The organism is Streptomyces sp. MH60, assembly GCF_002939385.1.
Lineage (GTDB): Bacteria > Actinomycetota > Actinomycetes > Streptomycetales > Streptomycetaceae > Streptomyces.
This window is the reverse complement of record NZ_MULI01000070.1, coordinates 1-19,453: the sequence shown is the minus strand read 5'-3', so window position 1 is coordinate 19,453 and position 19,453 is coordinate 1. Positions and strand designations below refer to the sequence as shown.

19 protein-coding genes and 1 riboswitch are annotated in these 19,453 nt (G+C 72.2%); of the genes, 7 read left to right on the top strand and 12 right to left on the bottom strand.

From position 1 onward, the window contains the following. Positions 1-94: 94 nt before the first annotated feature. Positions 95-1,066: an alpha/beta hydrolase gene (locus tag BZZ08_RS30410; protein ID WP_104635445.1), complete on the top strand. Its 972-nt coding sequence runs from the start codon at positions 95-97 to the stop codon at positions 1,064-1,066. Between the two features lie 29 nt (positions 1,067-1,095). On the opposite strand, the gene BZZ08_RS30405 is transcribed toward BZZ08_RS30410, so the two are convergent. Continuing rightward, complete coding sequence (locus tag BZZ08_RS30405; RefSeq protein ID WP_104635426.1) at positions 1,096-1,845, bottom strand: SDR family NAD(P)-dependent oxidoreductase; 750 nt, start codon at positions 1,843-1,845, stop codon at positions 1,096-1,098. A gap of 96 nt (positions 1,846-1,941) precedes the next feature. On the opposite strand from BZZ08_RS30405, the gene BZZ08_RS30400 reads away from it, so the two are divergent. After that, complete coding sequence (locus BZZ08_RS30400; RefSeq protein ID WP_104635425.1) at positions 1,942-2,550, top strand: TetR/AcrR family transcriptional regulator; 609 nt, start codon at positions 1,942-1,944, stop codon at positions 2,548-2,550. Positions 2,551-2,554: 4 nt separating this feature from the next. Here BZZ08_RS30400 and BZZ08_RS30395 read toward each other — a convergent pair whose 3' ends face one another. From BZZ08_RS30395 to thrC, 7 genes are all read right to left on the bottom strand, one after another. Next, the gene (locus tag BZZ08_RS30395; RefSeq protein WP_104635424.1) at positions 2,555-3,091 is read right to left on the bottom strand and encodes a hypothetical protein; all 537 of its coding nucleotides are present in this window, start codon (positions 3,089-3,091) and stop codon (positions 2,555-2,557) included. Positions 3,092-3,245: 154 nt separating this feature from the next. After that, positions 3,246-4,787: a carboxylesterase/lipase family protein gene (locus BZZ08_RS30390; protein WP_104635423.1), complete on the bottom strand. Its 1,542-nt coding sequence runs from the start codon at positions 4,785-4,787 to the stop codon at positions 3,246-3,248. A 49-nt stretch (positions 4,788-4,836) separates the two neighbouring features. After that, positions 4,837-5,967 (bottom strand): NADH:flavin oxidoreductase, encoded by a 1,131-nt coding sequence (locus tag BZZ08_RS30385; RefSeq protein WP_104635422.1) that lies wholly within the window; start codon positions 5,965-5,967, stop codon positions 4,837-4,839. 235 nt (positions 5,968-6,202) lie between these two features. Then, positions 6,203-7,828 (bottom strand): chaperonin GroEL, encoded by a 1,626-nt coding sequence (gene groL, locus BZZ08_RS30380; RefSeq protein WP_104635421.1) that lies wholly within the window; start codon positions 7,826-7,828, stop codon positions 6,203-6,205. A gap of 326 nt (positions 7,829-8,154) precedes the next feature. Continuing rightward, positions 8,155-8,358 (bottom strand): cold-shock protein, encoded by a 204-nt coding sequence (locus BZZ08_RS30375; protein ID WP_004929928.1) that lies wholly within the window; start codon positions 8,356-8,358, stop codon positions 8,155-8,157. A gap of 419 nt (positions 8,359-8,777) precedes the next feature. Beyond that, positions 8,778-9,053 (bottom strand): MoaD/ThiS family protein, encoded by a 276-nt coding sequence (locus BZZ08_RS30370; RefSeq protein WP_104635420.1) that lies wholly within the window; start codon positions 9,051-9,053, stop codon positions 8,778-8,780. Next, a complete protein-coding gene (gene thrC, locus BZZ08_RS30365; RefSeq protein WP_198601779.1) occupies positions 9,050-10,342 on the bottom strand; it encodes a threonine synthase in 1,293 nt (430 codons plus the stop codon). Before thrC ends, BZZ08_RS30370 begins: the two co-directional genes overlap by 4 nt. A 17-nt stretch (positions 10,343-10,359) precedes the next feature. Beyond that, a riboswitch (SAM riboswitch) is annotated at positions 10,360-10,507 on the bottom strand. Between the two features lie 141 nt (positions 10,508-10,648). Here thrC and BZZ08_RS30360 point away from each other — a divergent pair. Both BZZ08_RS30360 and BZZ08_RS30355 read left to right on the top strand, forming a co-directional pair. Next, positions 10,649-11,593, top strand: a complete 945-nt coding sequence (locus tag BZZ08_RS30360) for a glucosyl-3-phosphoglycerate synthase (protein ID WP_104635418.1) — start codon at positions 10,649-10,651, stop codon at positions 11,591-11,593. Between the two features lie 81 nt (positions 11,594-11,674). Next, a complete protein-coding gene (locus BZZ08_RS30355; RefSeq protein WP_104635417.1) occupies positions 11,675-13,063 on the top strand; it encodes an alpha,alpha-trehalose-phosphate synthase (UDP-forming) in 1,389 nt (462 codons plus the stop codon). Between the two features lie 7 nt (positions 13,064-13,070). On the opposite strand, the gene BZZ08_RS30350 is transcribed toward BZZ08_RS30355, so the two are convergent. The 4 genes from BZZ08_RS30350 to BZZ08_RS30335 all read right to left on the bottom strand — a co-directional run bounded on the left by BZZ08_RS30350 (position 13,071) and on the right by BZZ08_RS30335 (position 16,428). Beyond that, positions 13,071-13,676 (bottom strand): hypothetical protein, encoded by a 606-nt coding sequence (locus BZZ08_RS30350; protein ID WP_241965604.1) that lies wholly within the window; start codon positions 13,674-13,676, stop codon positions 13,071-13,073. A 137-nt stretch (positions 13,677-13,813) separates the two neighbouring features. Further along, entirely contained in the window at positions 13,814-14,683 is an 870-nt protein-coding gene (otsB, locus tag BZZ08_RS30345; protein WP_104635416.1) for a trehalose-phosphatase, read from the bottom strand. A 207-nt stretch (positions 14,684-14,890) separates the two neighbouring features. Then, positions 14,891-15,124 carry a DUF3263 domain-containing protein gene (locus BZZ08_RS30340; RefSeq protein WP_104635415.1) on the bottom strand — a complete coding sequence of 78 codons (234 nt, stop codon included), beginning with the start codon at positions 15,122-15,124 and terminating at the stop codon, positions 14,891-14,893. A 38-nt stretch (positions 15,125-15,162) separates the two neighbouring features. After that, on the bottom strand, positions 15,163-16,428 hold the full coding sequence (locus BZZ08_RS30335; RefSeq protein ID WP_104635414.1) for an extracellular solute-binding protein: 1,266 nt from the start codon (positions 16,426-16,428) through the stop codon (positions 15,163-15,165). Between the two features lie 147 nt (positions 16,429-16,575). Between BZZ08_RS30335 and BZZ08_RS30330 the strand changes: the two genes are divergently transcribed. The 3 genes from BZZ08_RS30330 to BZZ08_RS30320 all read left to right on the top strand — a co-directional run. After that, on the top strand, positions 16,576-17,538 hold the full coding sequence (locus tag BZZ08_RS30330) for an ROK family protein (protein WP_241965607.1): 963 nt from the start codon (positions 16,576-16,578) through the stop codon (positions 17,536-17,538). Continuing rightward, the gene (nagA, locus tag BZZ08_RS30325; RefSeq protein ID WP_104635412.1) at positions 17,538-18,683 is read left to right on the top strand and encodes an N-acetylglucosamine-6-phosphate deacetylase; all 1,146 of its coding nucleotides are present in this window, start codon (positions 17,538-17,540) and stop codon (positions 18,681-18,683) included. The genes BZZ08_RS30330 and nagA overlap by 1 nt, the downstream gene beginning before the upstream one ends. A gap of 142 nt (positions 18,684-18,825) precedes the next feature. Continuing rightward, positions 18,826-19,453: 1-phosphofructokinase family hexose kinase (locus BZZ08_RS30320; protein WP_104635411.1), on the top strand; the 628-nt coding region annotated here is incomplete at its 3' end.

The window sequence follows — 19,453 nt, the reverse complement described above, 5'->3', positions numbered from 1 at the left end:
TAGCGTGCCAGGGACGAGGTGGGCCGAGCCGGGTCCGCCGTGGAGGCGATACGCCGGAGACCCCGGCATGGCCCAGGTCACTCAGGAGTACGTCATGTCCCACCCTGCCGAGCCGGTACGGCCGGTGCTGGAGCCGCCGGCGGCGGCGTTCGCCGAGGCGACGGCCCATCGGCCGTTTCTCCACGAGTTGCCGCCCGCCGAGGCACGCGGGGTCGTCGACGAGGCGCAGTCGGGCCCGGTGACGATGCCCGCCGTGGCCGAGGAGTGGATCACCGTCCCGAACGGGCCCACCGGCGGCGTCCGCACCCGGATCGTCAGGCCCGCCGGGGCTGCCGGGCTCCTGCCGGTGATCCTCTATCTGCACGGCTCCGGCTGGGCGTACGGCAACGCCCGCACCCACGACCGGCTGGTCCGCGAACTCGCGGTCGGCGCCGGGGCCGCGGTGGTCTTCCCCGAGTACGACCTCTCACCCGAGGAGCGCTATCCGGTGGCTCTCGAACAGAGCTACACCGTCGCCCGGTGGATCGCCGCGAAGGGGACGGCGAGGGACCTCGACAGCCGTCGGCTGGCGGTGGCCGGTGACTCGGCGGGCGGCAACATGGCCGCCGCCCTGACCCTGATGGCCAAGGAGTACGGCGATGTGCCGCTGGTGCAGCAGGTGTTGTTCTACCCCGTGACCGACGCGGCGTTCGACACACGCTCGTACCACCAGTTCGCCGAGGGGTACTTCCTGCGCCGCGACGGCATGCAGTGGTACTGGGACCAGTACACGACCAACCAGGCCGAACGCGCCCAGATCACCGCCTCCCCCCTGCGGGCCACGACGGAGCAGCTGGCGGGGCTGCCACCGGCCCTGGTCGTCACCGGTGAGGCGGACGTGCTGCGCGACGAGGGCGAGGCCTACGCGAACAAGCTCCGCGAGGCGGGCGTCCCCGTCACCGGGGTCCGCTTCCAGGGCATCATCCACGACTTCCTGATGCTCGACGCCCTGCGCGAGACCCGCGCCGCCCGGGCCGCGATCTCCCTGGCCGTCGCCACCCTGCGCACCGCCCTGCACCCGGCCTGACCTCGGGCCGGGAGGGGCAGCCGGCCGGGTCAGATCTGGTTCTCGCCGCCGTCGACGTACCAGTTGGCGCCGAGGACGAAGCTGCTCTGGTCCGAGGCGAGGAACGCCACCACCGCGGCGACCTCCTCGGGGCGCCCCATCCGGCCGATCGCCGTGTCCCCGGCGAGCTTCGTGTGGACGGCGGGCAGGTCCGACCCGTTGAAGAGGTTGGTGATCCCCGGGGTGTCGACCGGGCCCGGCGAGATCGCGTTGACCCGGACGCCACGGCCCTTGAGTTCGTTGGCCCAGCCCCGCGCGAAGGTCCGGACGGCGGCCTTGGAGGCGGCGTACAGACTGAACGCCGCCGCGCCGTTGTCCGCGGCGGTGGACGCGTTGAGGATCACCGAGGCACCGTCGTTGAGCAGCGGCAGCGCCTTCTGCACGGTGAAGAGGGTGCCCCGCACGTTGACGCCGAAGATCTCCTCGTACCGCTCCTCGGTGATCTCCTCCAGCGGCACGAGCGAGGCGGTCGCCGCGTTGGCGAAGACCACGTCGAGACCCCGGCCGCGGGCGCGGACCGCTTCGTAGAGCCGGTCCACGTCGGCCGGGTCCGAGACGTCACCGGCCACCGCCGTGACCCGCTCCGCGCCGATGATCTCCACGGCCTCGTCCAGCGCGTCCTTGCGCCGCCCGGTGATGAACACGTGCGCACCCTCGTCCGCCAGCCGCACCGCGCTGGCCAGACCGATCCCCGTGCCGCCGCCGGTGACGACGGCGGTCCTGCCTTCGAGCTGTCCCATGGTGAATGACCTCCGATGACATTCAGTACCGCTCGGTACTGAAAGCGACCGTAACACATCCGTACCGATCGATACGGAAGGCGTAGACTGGGGTCCATGGAGACGCGACAGAAGGGTGCGGTCGGCCGGCCGAGGGGCTTCGACGCCGACGAGGCCCTGGAAAGAGCCATGCGGGTCTTCTGGGAGCAGGGTTACGAGGGCGCCAGCCTCACCGACCTGACCGGCGCCATGGGCATCACCCGCACCAGCATGTACGCGGCCTTCGGCAACAAGGAGGACCTGTTCCGCAAGGCGCTCGAACGCTACGAGGAAGGCCCCGCCTCCTACGTCGCCCGCGCCCTGCGCAAGCCCACCGCCCGCGAGGTGGCCACGGCGTTCCTCAACGGCGCCGTGGAGGTCAGCACCCGCCCCGACTGCCCGGCCGGATGCCTCGGCGTCCAGGGCTCCCTCGCCGCCGGGGAGACGGGACGCTCCGCGCGGGACCTGCTCGCCGACTGGCGCGAAGGGGGCGTCGCCCAGCTCCGCGACCGGTTCCGGCAGGCCGTCGACGAGGGGGACCTGCCGCCCGGCACCGACCCGCTGCACGTCGCCCGGTACCTCATGACGTTCGCCAACGGCATCTCCGTACAGGCCACCGGGGGCGCCACCCGGGAAGACCTCCGGCGGGTGGCCGAGACGGCCCTGCGCAACTGGCCGCCCGCGTGATCCGTCAGGGGCTGGCGGGGCCGGCCGCCGCCAGGGCCTCCCCCACCGCTTGCCGCAGCGAACGGCTGGTGATCCGGCGGTTCTCCCCGCCGGCCAGGTGCGCCGCGGCACGACCCACCCATTCCGGGTCGCCGAGGAGCTGGAGTCTTCCCTCATCGGTGAGCTGCCGCAGCAGGGCCTCGAGGCGGAGCGCGTCAACCGCCCGGTACGGGCGCGGGTGCTGGTCGAAGCGCAGTTGGTGGTCCTCGTAGGGGTGGCGCAGTGTCATGTGCAGCCAGCCGCCGTCACGCGTGGCGACCATGCCCCTCAGCGTGTACCGGCCCCTGTCGTTCGTGTTCCAGGGGTGCTTGCCCCAGGTGATCCTGACGCCGTTCATGATCCTCGACCAGGGGACCAAGCGCCCTTCGGTGTCCGGCTCGTGCTGGTGGAGCCCTTCCGGGCGAAGCTCCACCCAGTGGGTGTCCGGCCGTGTGGCGTCCCCGACTCGCCAGCGCCCGTCGGTCAGTTCCAGTGGTCCCAGAGACACATGGTCCTCCCCCATGCGGCCATTGAACCACTCGGACGGCCACGCCCTCAGGGGCGCCGACGTGTCCCATCACCTCCCCCACCCGCCCGTCCCGCGCGTCCACGGCATGCGTGCCGACGGCCGGCCGCTCACCCCGCACCACCGACGCCAGCCGCTCCGCGACCCGGACTCACGCCTCCGGAGCCGCCAGCGGCAGCGCCGTGAACGCGTGGTCCTCCCACAGGCGCCGGGACGTCTCCTCCGGGTAGGGCGCGACGGTCGGCTCCGCGTCGAACACCCGCACGAGGCGCCGCTGCGCGTCGTACGCGGGCCAGCCCGGGTCGCCGGAGCGGGCGAACGCCGTCCAGGAGGCGCGGAAGCCGGACGACAGGGCCAGTGCCTCCTCGGACGGCTCCTCGCCGCCGAACTGGAGCTGCGCCAGGTCCGCCTGGAAGGTGCCGAAGAGGAGCGGGACGTCCAGGGCGTGACAGGCGCCCAGTGCGCCGCCGAAGGCCGGGGCGGGCCAGGTGAGTTCGTAGACGTGGGCCCGGCCGCCGCCCGCGAGCTGGGCCTCGGCCAGGTGGAGGGACGGCATGGCGAACAGCCAGTCGGTCTGGACGTGTTCGTAGAGGTCGTTCGCGGACGCGTCCGGGAACGCCGCGCGGTAGGCGGCCTCGCCGCCCGGGGCGTACAGGCGCAGGGCGGCGCTCGCGCGGTCCTCGCCGATCTCGCCCAGCTTGCCCGCCATCATCGTGAACAGGCGGTTCTCGTCACGGTTGTGACCGGTCATCAGCTCGATGCCGCGGGCCGCGCCGGATGCCAGCGCCTGCCACGGCGTGGCCGGCAGGAACTCGCCGTCCACGACGGGCGCGTACGGGGTGACCGTGGGCGCCGCCTGGCCCCAGCGGGCGACCTTGCCCGGCATTTTGGGGGCGAGGGCCTGGCCCGCCTTGACGAGCTGGTCCGGGGCGACGCCCGAGAGGTCGGCGACGGTCGGGCTCAGACCCACCTCGGCGGCCAGGGCGGTACCTATGTCGGCGGCGAGCTCGGCGGAGAAGAACGTACCCGGCACGCTCTGGGCGACGGCCCGCCGGAAGAGTCCGGCCGCGCGGGGCATCGCCAGCAGGGACGCCACGGAACCGGCCCCGGCCGACTCGCCGAAGATCGTGACCTGGTCGGGGTCGCCGCCGAACGCGGCGATGTTCTCCTGCACCCAGACCAGCGCGGCCACCTGGTCGAGCAGGCCCCGGTTGGCGGGGGCGTCCTCGATGTGGGCGAAACCCTCCATGCCGACGCGGTAGTTGAGGGTGACGACGACGAGGTCCCCTTCGGCGGCGATACGGCGGGCGTCGTAGGCGGGGTTGCCGGAGTGGCCGAGTTTGTAGGCGCCGCCGTAGATCCAGACCATGACCGGGCGGTGGGCGGCCGGGTCGGGGGCGGGCGTCCAGACGTTGACCGTCAGCCAGTCGTCGCCCCCGGGGACGTCCGGAGGGCCGGCGGTGCCCGCGGCGCCGAGGTCCTGCGGGGGCGGCGGGCCGAAGGCGGACGCGTCGCGGGTGCCGTCCCAGGGGCGGGGGCGGCGCGGGGCGGCGAACCGGGCGTCGCCCACCGGGGGTTGGGCGAAGGGGATGCCGCGGAAGACGGCCAGCCCGTTCTCCGTCCGGCCGCGCACCGCGCCACAGGCGGTGCGCACCACGGGTTCCACTGACTCGGCAGGTCCAGGGATCGTCATCCCACGGACCCTACGCCGCGGTGCGCACCGCGCCCGGACGAGGGTCCGGTCAGCTCAGGGTCTTGATCGCCGCCGCGTCGTACGGGGCGAGCGCGTCGAAGCGGCCGGTGAGGACCTTCTCGGCCCACTGCGGGTCCTGGAGCAGCGCGCGGCCGACGGCGACGAGGTCGAACTCGTCGCGCTCCATGCGGTCGAGGAGGTTGTCGAGGCTGCCGATCGGGGCGCCCTGGCCCTGGAAGGACTTGGTGAAGTCGCCGTCGAGGCCGACCGAACCGACGGTGATGGCGGTCTTGCCGGTGAGCTTCTTGGTCCAGCCGGCCAGGTTGAGGTCCGAGTCCTCGAACTCGGGCAGCCAGTAGCGGCGGGTGGAGGCGTGGAAGGCGTCGACACCGGCCGAGGCGAGCGGGGCGAGGATGGCCTCCAGCTCCTCCGGGGTCTCGGCGAGGCGGGCGTCGTAGGCGTCCTGCTTCCACTGGGAGTAGCGGAAGATCACGGGGAAGTCGGCGGAGACGGTCTCCCGTACGGCGGCCACGATCTCGGCGGCGAACCTGGTCCGGGCCACCGGGTCGCCGCCGTAGGCGTCGGTGCGGCGGTTGGTGCCGGACCACAGGAACTGGTCGACGAGGTAGCCGTGGGCGCCGTGGATCTCCACGCCGTCGAAGCCGATGCGCTCGGCGGCCGCGGCGGACTCGGCGAAGGCGCCGATGACGTCGTCCAGGTCGCGCTGGGTCATCGCGGTGCCGGTGGGCTCGTCCTCGCCGATGCGCAGGCCCGACGGGCCGACGGCGGGGGCCTCCGGGAAGGGCTGCTCCCCCGCCTTGCGGACCATGCCGATGTGCCACAGCTGCGGCACGATCGTGCCGCCCGCCGCGTGCACCGCCTCGGCGACCTTCGCCCATCCGGCGAGCTGCTCCTCGCCGTGGAAGCGCGGGACGCGGTCGCTCTGGCCGGCCGAGTCGTGGCCGACGTAGGTGCCCTCGGTGACGATCAGTCCGACTCCGGCGGCGGCGCGGCGGGAGTAGTACGAGATGACGTCCTCGCCGGGGACGCCGCCCGGGGAGAACATCCGGGTCATCGGCGCCATCGCGATGCGGTTGGGCACGGTGAGGCCGTTGATCGTGGCCGGGCGGGCGAGGAGCTGAGCGGCGCGGGTGGCGGCCTCGGCGGGGGTGACGGTCACGTGGGGGCTCCTGAGGTGGGTACCGGTCAGTATGTGCGCGCGCATGCATCGCACTCCAACGGGAACCGACCCACCCCGCCGGACCATTCCGCCCGGCGTCCCGATGTGACCCGGGCCATAGCGGAAGGGGCGAGGGTGAGTGCGGGAGGCCGGACACGCCCGAGGGCGGCACCCCCCTCTCGGGGAGTGCCGCCCTCGGTCCGTGCTGGACGGTCGATCAACCGGAACCGGTCGATCAGAAGTCCATGTCACCGCCCGGCATGCCACCCGGGGCACCGCCCGCAGCGGCCTTCTCGGGCTTGTCGGCGATGACGGCCTCGGTGGTGAGGAACAGCGCGGCGATGGAGGCGGCGTTCTGCAGGGCAGAGCGGGTCACCTTCGCCGGGTCGATGATGCCCTCGGCGATCATGTCGACGTACTCACCGGTCGCGGCGTTCAGGCCGTGGCCGACGGTCAGGTTGCGGACCTTCTCCACGACGACGCCGCCCTCGAGACCACCGTTGACGGCGATCTGCTTGAGCGGGGCCTCCAGGGCGAGCTTCACGGCGTTGGCGCCGGTCGCCTCGTCACCCGTCAGCTCGAGCTTCTCGAAGACCTGGGAGGCCTGGAGCAGGGCCACGCCACCACCGGCGACGATGCCCTCCTCGACGGCCGCCTTCGCGTTGCGAACGGCGTCCTCGATGCGGTGCTTGCGCTCCTTGAGCTCGACCTCGGTGGCGGCACCGGCCTTGATGACGGCCACGCCGCCGGCCAGCTTCGCCAGGCGCTCCTGGAGCTTCTCGCGGTCGTAGTCCGAGTCGCTGTTCTCGATCTCGGCGCGGATCTGGTTGACGCGGCCCTGGACCTGGTCGGCCGAGCCGGCGCCGTCCACGATCGTGGTCTCGTCCTTGGTGATGACGACCTTGCGCGCGCTGCCCAGCAGGTCCAGCGTGGCGTTCTCGAGCTTGAGGCCGACCTCCTCGGAGATGACCTCGCCGCCCGTGAGGATGGCGATGTCGCCGAGCATGGCCTTGCGGCGGTCGCCGAAGCCCGGGGCCTTGACGGCGACGGACTTGAAGGTGCCGCGGATCTTGTTGACGACCAGGGTCGACAGGGCCTCGCCCTCGACGTCCTCGGCGATGATCAGCAGCGGCTTGCCCGACTGCATGACCTTCTCCAGGAGCGGCAGCAGGTCCTTGACGTTGCCGATCTTGGAGTTGGCGATCAGGATGTACGGGTCGTCGAGCGACGCCTCCATACGCTCCATGTCGGTGGCGAAGTACGCCGAGATGTAGCCCTTGTCGAAGCGCATACCCTCGGTGAGCTCCAGCTCCAGACCGAAGGTCTGGGACTCCTCGACGGTGATGACGCCTTCCTTGCCGACCTTGTCCATGGCCTCGGCGATCAGCTCGCCGATCTGGGTGTCGGCGGCGGAGATGGAGGCCGTGGAAGCGATCTGCTCCTTGGTCTCGACGTCCTTGGCCTGCTCCAGCAGCGCGGCGGAGACGGCCTCGACGGCCTTCTCGATGCCGCGCTTCAGGGCCATCGGGTTGGCGCCGGCCGCGACGTTGCGCAGGCCTTCCTTGACCAGGGCCTGGGCGAGAACGGTCGCGGTGGTCGTACCGTCACCGGCGACGTCGTCCGTCTTCTTGGCGACTTCCTTGACCAGCTCGGCGCCGATCTTCTCGTACGGGTCCTCGAGCTCGATCTCCTTGGCGATGGAGACACCATCGTTGGTGATCGTGGGGGCGCCCCACTTCTTCTCGAGGACGACGTTGCGGCCCTTGGGGCCGAGCGTCACCTTGACGGCGTCCGCGAGCTGGTTCATGCCGCGCTCGAGGCCGCGCCGTGCCTCCTCGTCGAACGCGATGATCTTGGCCATGTGAAGTGGTCCCTCCAGGACTGGGGGTGATTCCTTCGGACCGCGCCCGCGCCCGCGACGGACGGCTCGCCTGCCGTGTGGTTCCTTCCCCACCCGGCCTGCGGGCCTCACCGACCCGGTCCTTCGTTGTCACTCTCACCTTCAGAGTGCTAACGCCAATGATTAGCACTCGGCATGGTCGAGTGCAAGCGCCTCTCGGGGATCGGGCGCGGCCGTCAGCCACCCGCGAACACGGGTCCGGCGGGCGTCCGGGCAGGCCGAAGGGCCCGTACCCAGTGGGTACGGGCCCTTCGGATGAAGACCGGGTGCTGCGGTGGCCGCGCGTCTCAGGCGCTGAGGCGAACCATGTCGGCCTGCGGGCCCTTCTGACCCTGCGAGATCTCGAACTCGACCCGCTGGCCTTCTTCGAGGGTGCGGTAGCCGTCCATCTGAATCGCGCTGTAGTGGACGAAAACATCCGCACCACCGTCGACCGCGATGAAGCCGTACCCCTTCTCCGCGTTGAACCACTTGACGGTGCCCTGAGCCATGCCTAACTCCCCTATTACTGGCCCTTGCACAGATCCGCACTTCGCGAACCCGGGTCAGACCTCGCCCCCTCACGACTGGGGGCGTGCGCCGGAACGCGTCGACCGCGGCTGAATGTATCTGTCCAACTGCCGTCTGCAACAGGTCAATCGGACGAGAAATCTGGACGCGCCCGGTCCGGAATGTGGCGAGAATTCGCCTGAATTCGGGTCAAGTCGGGTCACGCAAAGGGAACAAAAGCCGCAGAATACGCTCGCACTTTGGCTGCTTCTTGTCGGGCGGGCGGCAGGAATTAACGGTTCCCGTTGTGCTGATCGGGAGCGCGTTCCCCAACTCTACCGCGCTCAATCACATGGAATTGCCCCCTCCGTTTCTCTTACGGAGAGGGCAATACGCACTACAAGGTGTATCTGCGTCCGCTTCAGCCGCCGGCGACCGCCGGGATGATCGAGACGCCCGCGCCGTCCGGCGTCGCGGTCTCCAGGCCCTGCTCGAAACGGACGTCGTCGTCGTTGACGTAGACGTTGACGAAGCGGCGCAGCTTGCCCTGGTCGTCCAGCACGCGGGCGGCGATGCCGGTGTGGTTCTTCTCCAGGTCGGAGATGATCTCCCCGAGGTTGGCGCCGTCGGCACTCACCTCGGCCTTGCCGCCGGTGTAGGTACGCAGGATGGTCGGGATACGAACGGTCACGCTCATGCGAGGCCAGCCTCTCGGAAGGAGTCCAGGTTGGGACGGATCGTGGCGGTGACGCCGGTGCCGGCCACCGCGTCGAGGGTCTTCAGGCCGTCGCCGGTGTTCAGGACGACCGTGGTGAGCGACGGGTCCAGGAGGCCGTCCTCGATCAGCTTCTTCGTCACGCCGACCGTCACACCGCCCGCGGTCTCCGCGAAGATGCCCTCGGTACGGGCGAGCAGCTTGATGGCGTCCACGACCTGCTCGTCGGTCACGTCCTCCACGGCGCCGCCGGTGCGGCGGGCGATGTCGAGGACGTAGGGGCCGTCGGCCGGGTTCCCGATGGCCAGCGACTTGGCGATGGTGTTCGGCTTCTGCGGGCGGACCACGTCGTGCCCGGCCTTGTACGCGGCGGAGACCGGCGAGCAGCCCTCGGCCTGCGCGCCGAAGATCTTGTACGGCCTGTCCTCGACCAGGCCGAGCCCGATCAGCTCCTTCAGCCCCTTGTCGATCTTCGTCAGCTGGGAGCCGGACGCGATCGGCACCACGATCTGGTCGGGCAGCCGCCAGCCGAGCTGCTCGCAGATCTCGTACGCGAGGGTCTTGGAACCCTCGGCGTAGTACGGCCGCAGGTTGACGTTGACGAAGCCCCAGCCCTCGCCGGCCGGGTCGCCGATCAGCTCGGAGCAGAAGCGGTTCACGTCGTCGTAGTTGCCCTCGATGCCGACCAGCTCACCGCCGTAGACGGCGGCCATGACGACCTTGCCCTGCTCCAGGTCGTGCGGGATGAACACGCAGGAGCGGAAACCGGCCCGCGCGGCGGCGGCGCCGACGGCACCGGCGAGGTTGCCGGTGGAGGAGCAGGAGAGCGTGGTGAAGCCGAAGGCGCGGGCGGCCTCGATGGCCTGGGCGACGACGCGGTCCTTGAAGGAGTGCGTCGGGTTGCCGGAGTCGTCCTTGACGTACAGCCCGCCGGTGACGCCCAGCTCGCGGGCGAGGTTGTCGGCCTTGACGAGCTTGGTCCAGCCCGGGTTGATGTTCGGCTTGGTGGCGACGTCGGCCGGGACGGGCAGCAGGGGGGCGTAGCGCCAGATGTTCGCGGGGCCCGCCTCGATCCGCCCCCGCAGCTCTTCGGTGTCGTAGGCGGAGAAGTCGTAGGCGATCTCGAGGGGGCCGAAACACTCCTCGCAGGCGAAGACCGGTCCGAGCGGGACCTGGTGGCCGCACTCCCGGCAGCTCAGGGCTGCGGCGGGGCCGAGGTCGACCGCGGGGCTCGTGGAGTTCGTGGGGGATTCGGCAGTCTGCACAGCCATGGAGGCGAGGCCCTTTCTCCTCATCTTCCTCACGACGCATCTCGCCGTGAGACGGATTTGGCACCTTCCCTAGCCGGGAGCCTCGCCACGTCTGTGTGACAAGAGCCGGCTGGAGGGTTGCCGGGGCTTCATCGGGCCGTATCCCTCTGCCCCTCTGGATGAGCGGTATGAAGTTGTTCTTCGCTGGTACGCGCGGCGACCCCGGCATGCGGTGGTCCCACGCGTTGTTCAAGACTGTAACCGACGGCCAGGACGGTTGAGATAGTCGTCCGTACCGCGAGATGGATCACAAAGGAGCCCCGGGACGTGCTGGAAGAAGTCGAGCGCTGGCTGGACGCACGCTCCTGGTCGGCCGGTGACCGGCCCGTCCAGCACCTTCTGTCCGCCAAGCACGCCACCGGGCAGTCGGTCAGCGTGGTGCTCCCCGCGCTGGACGAGGAGGCCACGGTCGGCGACATCGTCTCGGTGATCCGGCGGGAGCTGGTGGAGCGGGTCCCGCTCGTCGACGAGATCGTGGTCGTGGACTCCGGGTCGAGCGACCGTACGGCGGAGGTGGCCGCGGCGGCCGGCGCGCGCGTCGTGCACCGCGACGCGATCCTCCCCCGTATCCCCGCCGTGCCGGGCAAGGGCGAGGTGCTGTGGCGCTCGCTGCTGGTCACCGGCGGTGACATCGTCTGCTTCGTCGACGCGGACCTGCGCGAGTTCTCCGCCGACTTCGTCTCCGGGATCGTGGGCCCGCTGCTCACCGACCCGGACGTGCACCTCGTCAAGGCCATGTACGACCGGCCGCTCGGTGCCGCCCCCGGCCAGGGCGGCCGGGTCACGGAGCTGATGGCCCGCCCGCTGCTCAACATGCACTGGCCGCAGCTGGCCGGTTTCGTCCAGCCGCTCGGCGGCGAGTACGCGGCCCGCCGCTCCCTGCTGGAACGGCTCCCCTTCCCGGTCGGCTACGGCGTCGAGCTGGGCATGCTGGTCGACGCTCTGCACCTGGTGGGCCTGGACGCGCTCGCGCAGGTCGACGTGGGGGTCCGCGTCCACCGCCACCAGGACGGGCGGGCGCTGGGCCGGATGGCCGCCGCGATCTACCGCACCGCCCAGCTCCGGCTGGCCCGCGGCCACCTGGTCCGCCCGGCCCTCACCCAGTTCGAACGCGGCGTCGACGGCTTCGAGCCGCACACCTACGCCGTGGACACCGAGGAACGGCCCCCGATGACGGAGATCGCGGAGTACGCGGCCCGGCGGGTGGCCTGACGGCCGGCGGTGTGACCGAATCGTCGCCGGGTGGCACGGGGTGACGTTTGAGGCGGGAGGGGCCGGGCTAGGTTGAGGCGTATGGCTTCAAGGTTCGGTGCTGCTCAGGTGCTGGTCGCCTCCAACCGGGGGCCCGTCTCGTACGAGGTGCGGGAGGACGGGTCGCTGCACGCCAAACGGGGCGGTGGCGGGCTCGTCTCGGGGCTGTCGGCCATCGGGCCCGACGCCGGTGCGCTGTGGGTGTGCTCGGCGCTGGGCGACGGCGACCGCGAGGCGGTGCGGCGCGGGGTCGGCGAGGACGGCGTACGGATGCTGGACGTGCCGGCCGACGTGCACGCGGACGCGTACAACGGGATCGCCAACTCGGTGCTGTGGTTCGTGCACCACATGCTGTACCAGACACCGCTGGAGCCGGTCTTCGACGCGGAGTTCCGGCGGCAGTGGGCCTCCTACGAGGCGTACAACCGGGCCTTCGCCGAGGCGCTGGCCGAGGAGGCGGCCGAGGGCGCGGTCGCGATCGTGCAGGACTACCACCTGACACTGGTGCCGGGGATGCTGCGCGAGCTGCGTCCCGACCTCAGGATCGGCCACTTCTCGCACACTCCCTGGGCCCCGGTCGACTACTTCCGGCTGCTGCCCGACGACATCGCCGAGCAGGTGCTGCGCGGGATGCTGGGCGCCGACCGGCTCGGGTTCCTCACCCGGCGCTGGGCCGACGCGTTCACCGCGTGCTGCGAGGCCGTGGTGGGCGGGCTCGGCGGCACGGAGATCGGCGTGCACGGGCTGGGCGCCGACGGGGACTTCCTGCGCGCGCGGTCGCACGAGGCCGACGTCGAGGAACGGATGGCGGACCTGCGCGAGGAGATCGGGGAGGGCCGCCGCACGATCGTGCGGGTGGACCGGACCGAGCTGTCCAAGAACATCGTGCGGGGGCTGCTGGCCTACCGGGAACTGCTGGCGGGCCGGCCCGAGTGGCGCGAGCGGGTCGTGCACGTCGCGTTCGCCTACCCCTCGCGGCAGGACCTCGCCGTGTACCGGGACTACACGGCCGAGGTGCGGCGGGTCGCTCAGGCGGTGAACGAGGAGTTCGGCACGCCGGGGTGGACGCCGGTGGTGCTGAACCTGAAGGACGACTTCGCACGGTCGCTGGCGGCGTACCGGCTCGCCGACGTGGCGCTCGTCAACCCCGTCCGGGACGGGATGAACCTGGTCGCGAAGGAGGTGCCGGTCGTCTCCGACACGGGGTGCGCGCTGGTGCTGTCGCGGGAGGCCGGAGCGTACGAGGAGCTGGGCGAGGACGCGGTGGTGGTGAACCCGTACGACGTCGTCGGGACGGCGGACGCCTTGCACGAGGCGCTCTCCCTGCCCGCCGGGGAACGGGCCGAGCGGTCGAAGCGGCTCGCGGCCGCCGGCACCGCGCTGCCCCCGGCGCGGTGGTTCCTGGAGCAGTTGGACGCGCTGCGGGGCTGAGCGGGGGCTACTTGTCCTGGACCGGCGGGCAGGTGCCGGTCTCCTCGCCGATGGAGTTGATCTCGGCGTTCGACCGCGGGTCACCGGCGTAGTTCACCTGGTCGGTGCACTTCACCCCGTCCTCCTTCGGGGTGCCGGACCGCGTGCCGCCCGACTGGACCGGCGGGCAGGTGCCGGTGTCCGCGCCGATGGAGTTGATCTCGGCGTTCGACCGCGGGTCACCGGCGTAGTTCACCTGGTCGGTGCACTTCACCCCGTCCTCGTTCGGGGTACCGGACGAGGCGCCGCCGCCCGGCCGGGGCGCGGGGCAGGTGCCGGTGTCCGCGCCGATCGAGTTGATCTCGGCGTTCGACCGCGGGTCACCCGCGTAGTCCAGCTGGTCCGTGCACTTCCCGTCCTTCCCCTGGCCCGCCTGTGTGCCCTGGGAGGTGTCCGAGGACGTGCCGCCGGTGGTGGGGTTGGCGGTGGTGGTGGACTGCGCGGTGCTCGTCGCGGTGGCGGCGGCGTCGCTGGTACCGCCGTTGCCGCCGCTGCCCCCGTTGCCGCAGGCGGTCAGGGTCAGGCCGAGGGCCAGGGCGGCGAGGGCGAGCATCGGCGTCTTCCGAGCGGACATGAGGTGTTCCTCCACGGTTCTGGGCCCCTGAACAGGCTTTACGCCCCCCAAGACCGTGCGGACGGAAGATCGGGTTCCCCCGCTCGCGGCGTCAGGACACGCCTGTGACACACGGGGGAACCGGCCGTGACGTTGTCTCAGGCCAGCCGGTGTGCGAGGGCCGCCAGCAGGGCCACCACTCCGGCCGGGCCGTCCACCTCGACGTCCGCGCGCCGACGCAGTTCCGTCACCTCGTCGCTGCCGCTGCACACCAGGAGGCCCGGGGTGCCCTCGGCGCGGAGGGTGTCGACGGCCGCGTAGGCCGGGAGGTCGCCGAGGTCGTCTCCGGCGAAGAGGACGGAGGCGGCGTCGAGGGAGTGGACGTACGACCGCAGGGCCGCGCCCTTGTCCATGCCGGGCGGGCGCAGCTCCAGGACCATGCGGCCGGGTTCGACGATCAGGCCGTGCCGGGCGGCGAGGTCGGTGAGGGGGGCGCGCAGGGCGTCGAAGGCGGCCTGCGGGTCGGGGGCGCGGCGGGTGTGGACGGCGACCGCGTGCCCCTTGTCCTCCGTCCAGGTGCCCTCCGCCGCCCCGGACCGCTCCAGCAGCTCGGGCAGCTCGCGCCGGACGGCGGCGACGCCGGGGTGCGGTTCGGGCGTGGTGAGGGTGCCGGTGGCGGCGTCCCAGCGCTCGGCGCCGTAGTGGCCGAGGACGACGAGGCGGTCGAGGCCGGGGACGTCCGCGAAGCCGCCGTGGTGCACGGCGACCTCGGCCGGGCGGCCGGTGATCACGGCGATCGAGGCGACCTTCGGGGCCAGGGCCGCGAGCGCCGGTACGGCCTCGGGGTGGGCGCGGGCCCGGTCGGGGTCGGGCACGATCGGGGCGAGCGTGCCGTCGAAGTCGAGCGCGACCACCGCGCGGCCGGGATGCGCGAGGATCGCGTCGAGCCCCTCGCGTCCGGCCGCCGTCGCGGGCGTCGGCAGGGGGGGTGGGGAGTCGTCTCGGGTGGAGTCCAGGTGGCTGCCCATACCGCGAACCTATCCCGCCGGGGCCGGAGGCACTCCTCGCCCACGAACCGCGCCACGGCACCCGGGCGCCGACGCGCTCGCGCCACCGAGTCCGTAGCCCGGGACGGCCCTCCCGGTCCAGAGCCCTCGGACCCGCCCACCACCGGCGTTCCGCCGGAACCGGCGGGCGGCTCGTCCGGCGCGGAAGCCCGCCCCGGCGGGGCGGTCTCAGCGTTCCGTGCGGCGGGACTCGCGTACTCGGCGCAGGCGGTTGACCGTCACCGGGTCGGCGGCCAGGGCCCGGGGGTCGTCGAGGAGGGCGTTGAGGAGCTGGTAGTAGCGGACGGGGGCCAGGCCCAGCTCCTCGCGGATGGCGCGCTCCTTGGCGCCGGGGCCGGCGAAGCCACGGCGTTCCAGTGCGAGGATGCTCCGCTCCCGCTCGGCCAGCTCTCCCGGGTCCATGTACGGCACCGTAGCGCCCGCCACCGACAACGCGGCCGCTACTCCGCGCTGCCCGCCCGCATCGCCGTCGCCTGGATCTCGCCGAGGACCTCCTTGGGGCTGCGGCCGGGGACCACCGCCTCGCCGATGTGCTTCTTGACGTCCGCGCTGACCGAGGCCCAGGAGGTCTTGCCGACCGGGTACAGCTCGGAGAGCAGCAGCTCGTCCAGGAACGGCTTGAGGTTCTCGTCCTCGGCCGCGGCGCTCATGGTCCGGGAGGCCGAGGTGGTGACCGGCAGCAGGTCGTATTCGCGGGAGAAGTCGAGGACGTTCTCCTCGCTGTAGACGAAGTCGAGGAAGTCGCCGACCTCCTTCTGGTGGCCGTTCTTCTTGAAGGCCGTCATCCAGTCGGAGACGCCGAGGGTGTTCTGGCTCTCGCCGTCGATGCCCGGGGTGGTCACCATGCCGTACTTCACGCCCTGGTCGGACGCCATCTTCATCAGCGAGGGGTGGCCGTTGAGCATGCCCACGTCGCCCTTGGCGAACGCGGCGAAGGCGTCGGCGCGGTCGAGCTTGCCGGGGGCGACCGGGCCGGTGAGGCCCTTGGCGACCAGTTCGTCCCGCAGCCAGGTGAAGGTGGTGACGTTCTGCGGGGAGTCGACGGAGTAGGTGCCGACGTCGTCGGTGTAGCCGCCCCCGCCGCTGAGCATCCACTGCATCGTCTCGGCCTGCGCCTCCTCGGCGCCCAGCGGCAGGGCGTACGGGTACTTCACGCCCTTCTCCTTGAGCGCCTCGGCGGCCTCGGCGAGGTCGTCCCAGGACTTGGGCGGCTGGACCCCGGCCTTGTCGAAGAGGGTCTTGTTGTAGAAGAGCACCCGGGTGGAGGCCGCGAAGGGCAGGCCGTACTGCACGCCGTTGACCTGGCCCGCGCCGGCCAGCTGGGAGACGAAGTCGGCCTGGACCGGGATGGAGAGCACGTCGTCGGCGCGGTAGAGCAGGTCCTTGTCCGCGTAGTCGGAGTAGGCGCCGATCTGTGCCATGTCGGGCGCCTTGCCCGCCTCGACCAGCTCGCGGACCTTGCGGTCGACGTCGTTCCAGGAGTAGACGGTGACGTCCACCCGCACGTCGGGGTTCTTGGCCTCGTAGGACTCGACCAGCTCGTCCCAGTACTTCTGGGAGCTGTTGTCCCTGCTGTCGCCGTAGTCGGCGGCGACGAGCTTCAGGGTCACCCCGTCGGAGTCGCCGGTGAGACCGCAGCCGCCGAGGACCGCCGTCATGCCCAGTGCGGACACCACCGCGATCGTTCCTGTCCTACGCCGCTGCACCCTGTTCCCCAACCCTGACTGCTCGTTCGCGCGTTCGCTTACCGAATTAAGGTCTACACCACCGCAGTGGACTAGACCTCTCCCGGGTGTACGGGCCACACTGTCCCCGTGAGACATGTCATCGCCCTCGATGTGGGCGGCACCGGGATGAAGGCCGCCCTGGCGGGGCCTGGGGGCGAACTGCTGCACCAGGCGCGCCGGGCCACCGGCCGCGAGCGGGGACCCGAGGCGGTCGTCGCGGGCATCCTGGACTTCGCCGCCGAGCTGCGGGCCTACGGTGCCGACCGGTTCGGCGAGCCGGCCCGCGCCGCCGGTGTCGCCGTCCCCGGCATCGTCGACGCCGAGCAGGGCGTCGCCGTGTACGCGGCCAACCTCGGCTGGCGCGACGTACCGCTGCGGACGCTGCTCGGCGAGCGGCTCGGCGGCATCCCGGTCGCCCTCGGCCACGACGTGCGCACCGGCGGGCTCGCCGAGGGCCGGATCGGTGCCGGTCAGGGCGCCGACCGGTTCCTGTTCGTGCCGCTGGGCACCGGCATCGCGGGCGCCATCGGCATCGACGGCCGGGTCGAGGCGGGCGCCCACGGCTTCGCGGGCGAGATCGGCCACGTCGTCGTGCGCCCCGGCGGCATCCCCTGTCCGTGCGGCCAGCGCGGCTGCCTGGAGCGGTTCGCGTCCGCGTCGGCGGTCAGCCAGGCGTGGGCCGAGGCCTCGGGCGACCCGGCGGCGGACGCCGCCGACTGCGCCAAGGCCGTCGAGTCCGGGGACGCCCGCGCGCTCGCCGTGTGGCGGGACGCCGTGGACGCGCTCGCCGACGGGCTGGTCACCGCGCTCACCCTGCTGGACCCACGCGTCCTGATCATCGGTGGCGGCCTCGCCGAGGCGGGGGAAACCTTGTTCACACCGCTGCGGGACGCCGTCCGGCGGCGCGTCACCTTCCAGAGACTGCCGGAGATCGTCCCCGCCGCACTCGGGGACACCGCCGGCTGCCTGGGTGCCGGGCTGATGGCCTGGGACCTGCTCGGCACCGCCGCTCCGACCGCTACCGCTTCCCCGGCCCCTACAGCTTCCCCGGCCGCCACGGCCGCGACTCCCCCGGAGGTAACCACCTGATGGCCCCAAGCAAGGTTCTCGCCGGTGCCCGGGTGGTACTGCCCACCGGGACCGTGGACGACGGCCGCGTGATCGTCGACGGCACGCGGATCGCGGACACGGCTCCCCCGCAGGCCGAAGTCGTCGACGTGTCGGGCCACTGGGTGGTCCCCGGCTTCGTCGACATCCACAACCACGGCGGCGGCGGGGCCTCCTTCGCCGGCGGCACCGCCGAGGAGATCCTGGGCGGCGTCGAGACGCACCGCAGGCACGGCACCACCACGGTGGTCGCCTCCGCCGTCACCGGTGACCTGGACTTCCTCGCCCGGCACGCCGGGATGCTGGCCGAACTGGCCCAGCAGGGCGACATCGTTGGCATCCACTTCGAGGGGCCGTTCATCTCCCCGTGCCGCAAGGGCGCGCACGACGAGCAGCTGCTGCGCGACCCGGACCCGGCCGAGGTGCGCAAGCTGGTCGACGCGGCGCACGGCCACGCGAAGATGATGACGCTGGCGACCGAGCTGCCGGGCGGCCTGGACTCCGTACGGCTGCTCGTCGAGCACGGCGTGATCGCGGCCGTCGGGCACACCGACGCCACGTACGAGCAGACCGTGCAGGCCATCGACGCGGGCGCCAGCGTCGCCACGCACCTGTTCAACGCGATGCCCCCGGTCGGCCACCGCGCCCCGGGGCCGATCACGGCGCTGCTGGAGGACGAGCGGATCACCGTCGAGCTGATCAACGACGGCACGCACCTGCACCCGGCCGCGCTCCAGCTGGCCTTCCACCACGCCGGTGCCGCCCGGGTCGCCTTCATCACCGACGCGATGGACGCGGCGGGCTTCGGCGACGGCCGCTATCTGCTCGGCCCGCTGGAGGTCGAGGTCGCGGACGGCGTGGCCCGGCTGGTGGAGGGCGGCTCGATCGCGGGCTCCACGCTCACCCTGGACCGCGCCTTCAAGCGGGCGGTGACGGTGGACCGGCTGCCCGTCGGGGACGTCGTCGCCGCGATCTCCGCCAACCCGGCGCGGCTGCTCGGCCTGGCCGACCGGATCGGCTCCCTGGAGCCCGGCAAGGACGCCGACCTGGTGGTCCTGGACGACGCCTTCGACCTGGTGGGCGTGATGCGCAAGGGCGCCTGGGTGGTCGATCCCCAACTGGGCTGATCCGTCCCCCGGTCCGCTCCGGGCCGACCGGTGACGGCCGCTCCGGGGGCTGGGCCGACCGCCCGCCTTTTGGCATGATCGTGTCGTGGAGCACGGCTCCGCGGGCACAGCCAGCCGCACACGATCGGGGGAGGTCGGCACGGTGATCCTCACCGTCACTCTCAACACCGCGCTCGACATCACCTACCGCGTCCAGGGCCTCAGGCCGCACGCCTCCCACCGGGTGACCGACGTGACCGAGCGGCCCGGCGGCAAGGGGCTGAACGTGGCCCGGGTGCTGGCGGCCCTCGGGCACGAGGTGACGGTCACCGGCTTCGCGGGCGGCACCACCGGGTCCGTCGTGCGCGAGGGGCTGACCGGCGTGCCCGGGGTGACCGACGCGCTCGTGCCGGTCGCGGGGGCGACACGGCGCACCATCGCCGTCGTCGACGAGCGCAGCGGCGACACCACCCAGCTCAACGAGCCGGGCCCGGCCGTCGCGCCCGCCGAGTGGAACGCCTTCCAGGAGGCGTACGAGGACCTGCTGACCGGCGCCGCCGCGGTGGCCCTGTGCGGCAGCCTGCCGCCGGGCGTCCCGGTGGGCGCGTATGCCGGACTGGTGCGGGCCGCGCGCACCGCGGGTGTGCCGGTGCTGCTCGACACCAGCGGGGAGCCGCTGCGGCGGGGGCTCGCCGCCCGCCCCGACCTGATCAAGCCGAACGCCGACGAGCTGGCCGAGCTGACCGGCTCGCACGAGCCGCAGCGTGCCGCGCAGGCCGCCCGGCGCCGGG

What these genes read in the sequence shown, in the direction of transcription:
- BZZ08_RS30410 (WP_104635445.1), top strand. Translation starts at nt 95, where the DNA reads ATGTCCCACCCTGCCGAGCCGGTACGGCCGGTGCTGGAGCCGCCGGCG.
- BZZ08_RS30405 (WP_104635426.1), bottom strand. Translation starts at nt 1,845, where the DNA reads ATGGGACAGCTCGAAGGCAGGACCGCCGTCGTCACCGGCGGCGGCACG.
- BZZ08_RS30400 (WP_104635425.1), top strand. Translation starts at nt 1,942, where the DNA reads ATGGAGACGCGACAGAAGGGTGCGGTCGGCCGGCCGAGGGGCTTCGAC.
- BZZ08_RS30395 (WP_104635424.1), bottom strand. Translation starts at nt 3,091, where the DNA reads ATGGGGGAGGACCATGTGTCTCTGGGACCACTGGAACTGACCGACGGG.
- BZZ08_RS30390 (WP_104635423.1), bottom strand. Translation starts at nt 4,787, where the DNA reads ATGACGATCCCTGGACCTGCCGAGTCAGTGGAACCCGTGGTGCGCACC.
- groL (WP_104635421.1), bottom strand. Translation starts at nt 7,828, where the DNA reads ATGGCCAAGATCATCGCGTTCGACGAGGAGGCACGGCGCGGCCTCGAG.
- BZZ08_RS30375 (WP_004929928.1), bottom strand. Translation starts at nt 8,358, where the DNA reads ATGGCTCAGGGCACCGTCAAGTGGTTCAACGCGGAGAAGGGGTACGGC.
- BZZ08_RS30370 (WP_104635420.1), bottom strand. Translation starts at nt 9,053, where the DNA reads ATGAGCGTGACCGTTCGTATCCCGACCATCCTGCGTACCTACACCGGC.
- thrC (WP_198601779.1), bottom strand. Translation starts at nt 10,342, where the DNA reads ATGGCTGTGCAGACTGCCGAATCCCCCACGAACTCCACGAGCCCCGCG.
- BZZ08_RS30355 (WP_104635417.1), top strand. Translation starts at nt 11,675, where the DNA reads ATGGCTTCAAGGTTCGGTGCTGCTCAGGTGCTGGTCGCCTCCAACCGG.
- BZZ08_RS30350 (WP_241965604.1), bottom strand. Translation starts at nt 13,676, where the DNA reads ATGTCCGCTCGGAAGACGCCGATGCTCGCCCTCGCCGCCCTGGCCCTC.
- otsB (WP_104635416.1), bottom strand. Translation starts at nt 14,683, where the DNA reads ATGGGCAGCCACCTGGACTCCACCCGAGACGACTCCCCACCCCCCCTG.
- BZZ08_RS30340 (WP_104635415.1), bottom strand. Translation starts at nt 15,124, where the DNA reads ATGGACCCGGGAGAGCTGGCCGAGCGGGAGCGGAGCATCCTCGCACTG.
- BZZ08_RS30330 (WP_241965607.1), top strand. Translation starts at nt 16,576, where the DNA reads ATGAAGGCCGCCCTGGCGGGGCCTGGGGGCGAACTGCTGCACCAGGCG.
- nagA (WP_104635412.1), top strand. Translation starts at nt 17,538, where the DNA reads ATGGCCCCAAGCAAGGTTCTCGCCGGTGCCCGGGTGGTACTGCCCACC.